This window comes from Pseudomonas typographi, from assembly GCF_014694385.1.
Taxonomy (GTDB): Bacteria; Pseudomonadota; Gammaproteobacteria; order Pseudomonadales; family Pseudomonadaceae; genus Aquipseudomonas; species Aquipseudomonas typographi.
Window position 1 is genome coordinate 20,999 of record NZ_JAAOCA010000048.1, and the last position, 9,641, is coordinate 30,639.

At 48.6% G+C, this 9,641-nt stretch carries 9 protein-coding genes; all 9 read right to left on the reverse strand.

Features of this window, described 5'->3' with window-relative positions; genetic code table 11:
• Positions 1 to 22 precede the first annotated feature (22 nt).
• Positions 23 to 1,033, reverse strand: coding sequence for a class II aldolase/adducin family protein (locus HAQ05_RS25310; RefSeq protein ID WP_190426298.1), 1,011 nt, complete (start codon positions 1,031 to 1,033; stop codon positions 23 to 25).
• Positions 1,030 to 1,779 carry an HAD family hydrolase gene (locus HAQ05_RS25315; protein ID WP_190426300.1) on the reverse strand — a complete coding sequence of 250 codons (750 nt, stop codon included), beginning with the start codon at positions 1,777 to 1,779 and terminating at the stop codon, positions 1,030 to 1,032. Before HAQ05_RS25315 ends, HAQ05_RS25310 begins: the two co-directional genes overlap by 4 nt.
• Positions 1,779 to 3,824 carry a uridine kinase gene (locus tag HAQ05_RS25320; protein ID WP_190426303.1) on the reverse strand — a complete coding sequence of 682 codons (2,046 nt, stop codon included), beginning with the start codon at positions 3,822 to 3,824 and terminating at the stop codon, positions 1,779 to 1,781. Before HAQ05_RS25320 ends, HAQ05_RS25315 begins: the two co-directional genes overlap by 1 nt.
• A gap of 5 nt (positions 3,825 to 3,829) precedes the next feature.
• Positions 3,830 to 4,423 carry a phosphatidylinositol-specific phospholipase C/glycerophosphodiester phosphodiesterase family protein gene (locus HAQ05_RS25325; RefSeq protein WP_190426305.1) on the reverse strand — a complete coding sequence of 198 codons (594 nt, stop codon included), beginning with the start codon at positions 4,421 to 4,423 and terminating at the stop codon, positions 3,830 to 3,832.
• The gene (locus tag HAQ05_RS25330) at positions 4,420 to 5,118 is read right to left on the reverse strand and encodes a glycosyltransferase family 2 protein (protein WP_190426308.1); all 699 of its coding nucleotides are present in this window, start codon (positions 5,116 to 5,118) and stop codon (positions 4,420 to 4,422) included. The genes HAQ05_RS25325 and HAQ05_RS25330 overlap by 4 nt, the downstream gene beginning before the upstream one ends.
• Positions 5,115 to 5,519: a GtrA family protein gene (locus HAQ05_RS25335; RefSeq protein ID WP_190426311.1), complete on the reverse strand. Its 405-nt coding sequence runs from the start codon at positions 5,517 to 5,519 to the stop codon at positions 5,115 to 5,117. The genes HAQ05_RS25330 and HAQ05_RS25335 overlap by 4 nt, the downstream gene beginning before the upstream one ends.
• Positions 5,516 to 7,186: an NTP transferase domain-containing protein gene (locus tag HAQ05_RS25340; protein WP_190426313.1), complete on the reverse strand. Its 1,671-nt coding sequence runs from the start codon at positions 7,184 to 7,186 to the stop codon at positions 5,516 to 5,518. Before HAQ05_RS25340 ends, HAQ05_RS25335 begins: the two co-directional genes overlap by 4 nt.
• 515 nt (positions 7,187 to 7,701) lie before the next feature.
• A complete protein-coding gene (tnpC, locus tag HAQ05_RS25345; RefSeq protein WP_190426316.1) occupies positions 7,702 to 9,234 on the reverse strand; it encodes an IS66 family transposase in 1,533 nt (510 codons plus the stop codon).
• 24 nt (positions 9,235 to 9,258) lie between these two features.
• Entirely contained in the window at positions 9,259 to 9,555 is a 297-nt protein-coding gene (gene tnpB, locus HAQ05_RS25350) for an IS66 family insertion sequence element accessory protein TnpB (protein ID WP_190426318.1), read from the reverse strand.
• Between the last annotated feature and the right edge of the window lie 86 nt (positions 9,556 to 9,641).

A 9,641-nucleotide genomic window follows, 5' to 3' on the forward strand; every position in this document is an offset into this window, starting at 1 on the left:
CTTCCCTGATCTGCCAAAATCATTATTTAGATAAATTGACACGATATTGTTCCGCTTCCCAATTTACCAGACCCTGTACATCCGCCTTGGAAAGCACCTGTAGCTCGGTACCCAGCGGAAGCCTAGACAGAACATCATAGTAGCACCTAAGCTGCGCGCTTTCGGCTCTAGTTAATGGATTCTTGGAGTACACGCCATGGCCTTTGACAAATAACAGGTTGGGAGTAACAGCTTTATTTCGGCTCTCTGATACCGCGTCCCACCCATCACAAACATGAGCCTGGGGGCCTAAGAAAACAATGTGATCTGGGTATAACGCCCATGATAATACAAGGCGATCCAAATAATAAGATTCCACCGCTAACGCATGGAGTGAGGGTTCCGAAACCGGCATATAGCCCAGCTTGCCCGAACCCGGGTTGATACCATCATGTGTATAAAATGGAACCTTCAAGAGATCAACGATACACAATAGCTTCTGCATAACATCTGACACTGAATCTCCACCGATTACAACTCCATGATTCTTCAGGAAAATAATGTCCGCATCGGGTCGCGCTGATAGCGCCTCATTGACAGCCTTGGCAAGCATCGCTCCGGGTTTGTAGTAATTCACCAAGGTCCACCTAACAGTCTCTCCAAGTTTGGATCCAATAAACTGTTCTGCATCGCGCCTTACCAAGCAGGCAAGTAAATCCACTTGATGCAAATGAACAACAATAGAATGGGGCATCAACGCATGTAGCAACGTCTCGATTGATGGTTTTAACGGGCTAACCCCCACAGCACGGGGCTCAACCACATAGTTGCCACCTTCAACATTCTCAAGTATATGAACCAGATTGACTTCGACAAAAATATCGTTTATTAACGCTTCAGCTAGCCATGTCCCAGATGCTTTTACCCATAAAGACCCGCTATCTTTCCATGATATATTCCCACCCGCACCTTGCACGATAAGCGAGTCAGCACCGATTTTGGCCGAAAAGCGAGCAATATCCAATCCCAACTGCGAGTTTCCATAGCGCTTCATATTTTTTCCTTTAAGGCCGATAGAAAGTCCCGTAGTGAGCTAAACTTATCAAACGCCGCGTCAGGAGCTTCCTGCCCAACCCCTAGCGGGGTACCAGGGTGAATTTTTTGTAACGTTACAGCGTTTATTTTTTCCCGACCACCGCGAATATCATTGACCGGGTTATCACCGATCATCCATATACAACTTCCCTGGGGGCGCATTTTTTCTAAAGCAATACTGAATGGCGCCTCATGAGGTTTATCGAATCCCGCCTCTTCACTGGTGACTATATAATCAAAATAATTATCGAGACCAAAGTATACTACTTTCCGGAACTGAATTTGTGCCGTAAGGTCTGTCACGATAGCTGTCGGAATATTGAGTAACCGGATGTCATCCAATAACTCCTTCACATCATCAAATAAAATCGCATTGTTAAGAAATGTTCTCCAATAGGTTTGTTCAAAATCAAGCGCAAGCAGTACTTGAGACCCTAGCCCCATAATCTCAAGCATGCGCTGAAGATAAAGCAGGCGACTGTGCGATGCCGCAGTATGCTTTAAGCGAGTTTTAACTTGGTCCCGCGCGCTTTTGAACGCCTTATCAAACTCCTGAGGACTAATGGAAAAGGTCTTTACCACCTTATCGCGGACGGCTCGTTGTGCTGCCGCATGGGCAGGGTCATAAGGATACAAAGTGTTATCCGTATCAAATAATATCGCGTCTGGCAACCGATGAAAACGGTCCGCATTATAAATCTTCATCATATAAATCGTTTTCTCAGTGCCTGATTAACATGAGATAGCGTAATAAGTTGCATTAACCCTAATACACCATCCTCCCAGCGGGGAGATATATCCAGAAACTCAAAAACATTAGGGCAAATCATTTCAGCGGCTTGCTCAATATCGTCGGCTGTAGGTTCACCCTCGATAATCAATGTTACATCCAGGCCGTCATGTCCTTCAGACATATCAACATGCAACCCGCACACACCGATTAGAACTCTGGTAAGCAGTACAGCGTCATAGCCGTGACGCGAACGTGCACACAATTTAAATCGTAAAGGGTGATTTTCTGAATCTTCCAAGATTCGTGGATGGATCGGTTGGATACAAAATATAAGGTCCGCATGCATAGCTTGTGGCCGTATAAATCTGATTGAGTCCGGCTCTCTACGGGCAAATGATGCCAACACTCTTTCGACCGAATGCCCGCGCTGGAAGACATCCCTGCGAAGCTTGAAGAAGCGACGCAGATCCTCATCAATATCTAAGAATACTTTCAAGCTATAGCATTGCCTAACAATAGGCGAGTACAATGCATGTAAACCACTTACAATTATAAAGTCATTGCTTTTTATTTTTATAGGCCGGCTCATTTTACCGGTTGCATGATCATAATGGCGAGACAATATGCTTTTACCATCCGTTAACGAAAAGACGTCCTGACCGAACCGTTCTAGATCATTGGCCATAGGATTTAGGTGCGTCATGACTTGCCAGATAGGTTTCTGCCGGTCCCAGAGATGATAATCGTCACCCGAGATTGTAGCTACCGAATGGTGCCCAAAGAGATCTCGAATCGCTTCGGAAAAGGTGTCCTTACCCGCTCCCGAGTCGCCCGCGATACCCAGTAAAAATGGCTTACGACTAAGCCGGAAGAAATCATTTCTGCTGACCGTTTCGCGCCAGATACGAAACACCAGAATCATGCCCAATGCCACGAGCATGGTTTGCAGGATAGACAGTGTTGTCTGTTCGAAGGATTTTGGCATATTCGGTAACCAATTGAATAAGCCACTTACCGTAACAAATCCCCAACTACCCAATGACATGCTGCAGAGCAAATAGGCGGCGGTTAATAGTCCGACCAATACTGCCGCAAACCGATCACTCTGAAGTTGATATGACACGAGCAACGGCATGATCCATACGTACCACCCAGGTGTGATGGGCGTTAAAATCACCACGAGCAAAAATGCCATACCCAAAGTGGCATTAAAGAGTTCAAAATTTAGGCGCTTTACCCGCCAAGCCGCATAAATCATGAAGCAGTAGATAAGGGGCACTAGATATAACTGGAAGCCATAACCAAATTCAACTCTGAGGTCATAAATCTTACGTATTTCTATATTATTGATCAGCATATCAACGCCACCCGCCGAAAACCCGAACGGCACCAACAACACGGCCACACCCACAAAGAGGCCCGTTAAAAAAATGTGGAAAAACCGGTTGATTTTTCGATTGTGCAGAAAGTAAATGAGAAAAAATGGGACCGCTATTATCATACTTAATTTGGCGGATAAGGCAGCCGCACATAATACTCCAGCCCAGAAAAATCGAAGCCTTTTTACAAAAAGAACGGCCGATAGAATAAACAACACCGGTACCAGATCATTATAGCCAAAAAAATAGCTTGCCACTAAAACTATGGGAGAAAGCCAATACGTTATTAGTAAAAATTCATCGTTCGCATTAAGCATTTTCTTCAATTGCGCCAGTATAGCAATGTCTACAACCAATAAAGTACCGGCATAGGCGAAGGCGATCGGGACTGACAGAAATTTGAACAGTAATGTGACTGGTAAGAATATGGCCCACATTGCATAACCATAAGGGAAGGCTGAAGGCATACCCCCGCCGTCTATCCACGCCGACCAAGGGTCCAGCGTCACGTTTTGTACACTGAATGTTAGAAAGGGCGCGTACCAAGTAACTGTCGCGGTAGGCAGCACGATGAAAATGCATAATATACGAAGTATAAGCCCGGCCCAAAATAGGGGCTGGGTATAAAAAGTCTTCATAAATCTCAAGTCCGCCCCCATAAGTCTGGGCGTTTTGTGCAAACTGCCTCTGCCACGATCCTAAGTTTATCAAGCTTAGCCTTCAATTCCGGTATTTCCGTTTCAGCGTCTCGACCCTGTAGCTCTGGCGATACGAGGCAAAGTTTAAACCCGGCAGATTGAAGCCTATGCGCATCCTGTGTACTCAGGGGAAAATGGGTAAAACAATCGACCCACACCCAATCAATTCTTCCGGCAAGGGTCATTGCCGTTTCTACGGATTCGAATTCAGAAACACGTACAGCGCAGCGGCGCTCTCCTTGGTTTGACCATTTCACTAAGAAAGGGAAGGACTGATCTAGGAAAAAATAGTCATGGATACCTCGTTTAGCCATGACATCTATCAGCCGCTCTTCGAGCCCTTCCTCCTTGACATTCAATATCAGCGTCCCATGTTTATACTCGTTTATCCAATCAAGAAAACTATTGCCCGGCATACAGGGGTCATGATGAATAATCAACTCATCTCCATTGGTTCTGATATCCACTTCTATACCAAACTCTCGTGGCGTCGCCCGTAGCTCGCTTAACAGATTTCTTCGATGAACAATGATATTCATAATTTTACCCGTTTACGTAGCTGGAGGCTGTAGCCAATTGTTCTACGAATAAACTTCAGCTTGGCTCTCCAGTTCACATTCCAGTGTGATACTCCGTGGACTCGACTGCCAAATCTTACCCTAAAGCGGTGAGTAGTTAATTTAGCAGTTTTGCTGTGATAATACGCGAATAGATCCAGCGAGAAATCATGCGGCGGATTCTCCCAGGATAGGAAAAAAGTTCTGGGAAATAAGGTAGGTTGAGCGTTTATATCCCAGAGTCTTCGGCGCAAAAGCACAGTCTCGAACAAGCTCATTCCTAACGTAAATAGCTGATCTGCAAATGGGCGACCAAAACGCTTCCCTTTTACGAATATCTCTGATCCGTGTAATTCATACAGCTCGGCCGCTTTTAACACGTCACAGGGATCAGCTTGTAGGTCGGCATGCGTCCAGCCGATGACATCCCCGTGAGCGATGCTCAGCCCTGCCAAAATGCCAAATCCGTAACCTTTATTAACAGGAACCCGAATAAATCGGAATTGGGGGCTAGTCGCTAACAACCGAGACAGTAGAGCAGATGATTCATCTGTAGACCCATTATCGACAATGATGACCTCAAACTTTGGATTTTGGACGAGCAGGGTGCAACGTTCGAGTAGCAGCGGGATATTCTTAGCTTCGTTGTAGCAGGGGATGACGAGCGAGAATTTCATTCTGTTTCCTTACTAGGCCGCAACGAGAATACATAAAATTTCATTCCTAGAAAATTCAGCGTAGCTGATAGCGCTGTAGCACCTAAAAAAGCAAGCTGGACTGACCAACGGTGATCTTCCAATAACATCAGTAGGCGACTATTAACTGCCACATTTATGTATAGGGTTATAATGTAAACGATAGCAAACCGCCAAGCACTATTCCCTATAGAAGCGTCTACTTTAAATGTCCAATAACGATTAGCAAAATAGGCAAATAGGCTACCAGCAACAAAGCCAATAAGCTTGGAGATTGCAACCTGAACCGACATAAAATTTGCCAGGGTAAAATAAACTAAAAAGTCTACCCCTACGGTTAGGGCGCCTATCAGTGCAAAAAAGCCCAATTCTCGTCTTATCATAATGGTGAGTTCGGCACTAAAGGTATTGATTTAGCGTATTTAGCTTTTAATATTTCCACTTGGTCGGCTGGTACCCGTTTGTCAAGCTCCAAGCTATAGGGATGGCCTGGCCACTTTTGGAAACAAGACTGCCAATACTCAAAGGTCTTAAGATCATTTGGGGTGCCCCAAGAAATGAAACTGTCAACCTCGAACATAACGCAATTCAAGCCCGACGCTATGGCATCATTGACACATGAGTCCATATAGAATTCACCATTAACGCGTCCATCTCTGCCAATCAGCCGTTGTGTAGCATTTACAAAGTCCGCACTGCGCCGAAATGTAAAAGTACCGATGACGATCGGGTCATGTTCAGGCGCCTTTAAAGGCTTTTTGACGGAAATAGATGTTATCTTTCCATCCACTTCTTCTATCCAGCCGAACATGTGAGGATGTCGTATGGCGTTAGTGTGCTTCCTTACGCCCCATACAATTACGTCAACAGACGGATCATTACATAACTCTAAAAAGGCGGACTGGTCAAACAGTACGCCATTATCACAAGCCCCAAAGGTCACATTGGTGATGGGCCCTCCAGCTTTCCTAGCCAGTTTTTCCAAACCTATCAGAGCAGTGCATGCTTGGCCATCGGTCACTGCGGGCACGGTTGCTATAAGGGCACCGGGGAAGGCTGATTCAATCTGGCTTATGATCTTATCGACGCCATCCATATCGCTACGCAGAATAAATGATAGATCTTTTGTATTAGGTAAATCATGCACCGCTTGTAATACCATCGGTCGACCAGATACTGGAATCAAAGGTTTCGTTAACGTATATCCTTCTTTCGCGAATCTAGCTCCCAGCCCTGCCATCGGGATGACAAGGCTACCCGAAATCTGTGGCCGATCAGCTTCATTCTCAATCAGCCGTTTAAAAATTTTCGACCACTCATTATATTCGTCTACATCCGCCGGTGTGCCCCATTGCATAAAATGCTGAAGGGGATAAACAGCCACAGGAAGCCCGTCTGACAACATCGGTTTATAAGCCAAACTAACGTAATACTCCCCATTTACGTTGATATTTTCCCTCAGAATATCTGAAAACGCCTTTTTCATCAGCGCTCCCGACGCGAAATAATAAGTCCCGCTCGAAGCAAACTCATTCATTCTATCGCTGGTATAGGGTTGCTTCTCTTGAATATCCTTTACCCAGCCATTGCGCTCTTGCAGGTACGCATAATTTGTCGTACCCAATGTATGCGGATGAAATCCTTTATATGCCGGTATCACGCCAGATGCCTGCGTTGCAGATGCAAATTCTTTAAAATTCTCCCAATCCCAGTAACATGTGAAGTCGCAATAATTAACTATAACTGGATCATTTTCTTTTATCAAAGAGGAGGCTTCCAGCACAGCATAAACAGGTCCCAATTTGTGAGGCGGGATACCAATGATTTTACCGGCGGGGCAATAGCGACGAAGCGTGTCTTCCATTTGATAGGCCGCTTCGGCCAGATGCTCTTCGTTGCAGATGAATATAAAATCCGTCTCACCGGGAAACATGTCGATTACATGGGCAATTATAGGTTTGCCTTCGATATGTATCAGTGGTTTAGGTACCGAGTAGCCCGCGCGACGAAATCGCTCGCCAAAGCCAGACATAGGTATGATAATTTGCATGCTGATTTCCATTTCATTGATAGTTTTCTTTCTAATGACCCTTTTTGCAAGCCCCAAGAGTCACTTTACCGCAGTCTATCCTTCCGCCTCGTCCTCGTCATCTACCCGCATAACTTGCTTGCTATGGGGTGCGTTTGACGCTAACGGAGAGGCTCTACAACGGATGTTTTAGCGAGAAGGGAGGGTATGCGGAACTCCTCGAAAACGCCGTGTAGATCGCTCGCTCACGGAAATGGACCGCCCCAATCGCCTCTTGTCGCCGCCGAGCAAACAATGAAGCTGGTTCGCGAACGTCTCGATGTGGTGTAGTCACTATTTACCGTTAGGCTAAAGAATCGCCTTGCCCAGCTGAAGGCGGGGCAGGCCAGTGAACGATACATCACCGTGTAAAACAGCCTGGCGTTGCTTGTAAGCACGGAAGCTGAGTCGCTCTCGTTACTTATCGGCACGCGTTTGTGTCCGGAATAAGCGCTCCATAGACCCCGTCTTGCCTAACGATTTTCGACGCGCCCCCGTCAGCTATCAGCCGGGCAATTCCACGGCAGCAGCGCCTCGTAATCATCCACGCTCTGCGCCGCCATCAACCGCTCCAGCACGTGCCGCAACCAGGCATAGGGCTCACGCCCGTTCGCCTTGGCCGTTTCGACCAGGCTGTAGATCTGCGCGCTGGCATGGGCGCCTTGTGGCGTGTCGCTGAACATCCAGTTCTTGCGCCCGATCACAAACGGCCGGATGGCATTCTCCGCACGGTTGTTGTCCATTGGCAGGTGGCCGCCCTCGACGTAACGCTCAAGCTTGGTCCAGTTGCTGGCGAGGTAATTCACGGCCTTGCCCAGTGCCGTTTGCGGCAGGGTATTGGGCTGGGTTTTGTCGAGCCAGCGCTTGAGTTGTTCAAGCACTGGCACGCTGCGACTTTGCCGCGCAGCAAGCCGCTCTTCTTTGCTGACGTCCTTGCAATCGCGCTCGATGCCATACAATTTGCCGATCAGATTCAGCGCCATGTCGGCCCGGCCGGTTTTGCCTTTGGGCTGTACTTTCTGCGCTTCGACGAACTTGCGCCGTGCATGCGCCCAGCAGCCCAGCCGAGTGATGCCCGGTAACGCCGCCACGGCGTTGTAGCCGGCGTAATCGTCGGTCATTACATGGCCACGATAGCCTTCGAGCAGACGCAGCGGCACAGCCTGCGTTCGGCTGGGGTCGTAGTCGAAAAGAATAATGGGCGTGTCGGGTGGCCCACCGGCCTGCACCCACATCCAGGATTGCGCCGTGGGGTCACGTCCGGGTTCGTGTAGTACTTGAAGCCGCGTTTCATCGCAGTGGATAACAGGACTTTCCAACAACCGGTCGCGCAGCAGGTTCAGCAGCGGCTGAAATTGCGCCGCACACTGGATGACCCAGCGCGCCAAGGTCTGCCGCGACACTTCCACGCCATGGCGGTTGAGCACTTTCTCGAAACGGTACAGCGGCAAGCCGTCTGCGTATTTGGTGGTGAGCAACATGGCCAATACGCTTGGGCTGGCCAGGCTCTTTTCGATCAGTTGCGCAGGTTTGTCCGCTGTCACCGGCGCCGCTTCGCAGGCCTTGCACGCGTAGGTTTTGCGGATGTGGCGGATGACCTGGAACTTGGCCGGCACAATGTCCAGTTGTTCGCTGGTTTCTTCACCGATCACCTGCCTGCGACAGCCGCAATCGCAGGTCAGCTCGTGCTCTGGCAGCTCGTGTACCACATCGATGCGTGGCAGGTTGGCTGGCAGAGGCTTGCGTTTGCCGCGACGCTTGGTAGGCGCTACGGTTTCCTCGTCAGTCTCCGGTGCAGCAGCTGGCTCGGCCAGAACTTCCTCAGCCTCGTTGAACATCGCCAACTGGGGAGAATCGGCGTCGGTGCTTTGTTCGGATTTGGGCGCGAACAAGCGATGCCGCAGGATCGCAACCTGCTCTTCAAGTTGTGCAATGCGTTGCTGATCCGACTCACCTTTCTGAAGCGCTTGCAGCAGCATGCGCTTGAGCAATTCGGGGTCATTGGGCAACGTTTGGGAGGCCGATTTCATGGGCCGGATTATACCGGCCCGGCGTCATGCTACCCAGCGCGGGGTGAAGATCTTGTGTGGTTTATTGCGCCACAGGTCAAAGCCGTCGAGCATCCAATTCAGTTCATCGACGGTCAGTTGGATGGATTCCTCGTGAGGGTTGGGGCAGATGTGGAAACGCTCGGCTTCGAGACGTTTGAGCCAAAGGCAAAAGCCGTTGCGCTCCCAATACAACACCTTGACCTGGTTACGAGCGCGGTTGATGAACACGAACATCACCGGGTCGAACACGGCCACCTTGATCGTAAGCGCCCGGTGAACACACCTACCGAACTCCAGCATTAAGGGCGATGTTGTCCGTCTATTTTTTAGCGGACGCGATCACCCTTATCGCCAGGATTCCCATGCGCCAACGAAGCTCTTACCCG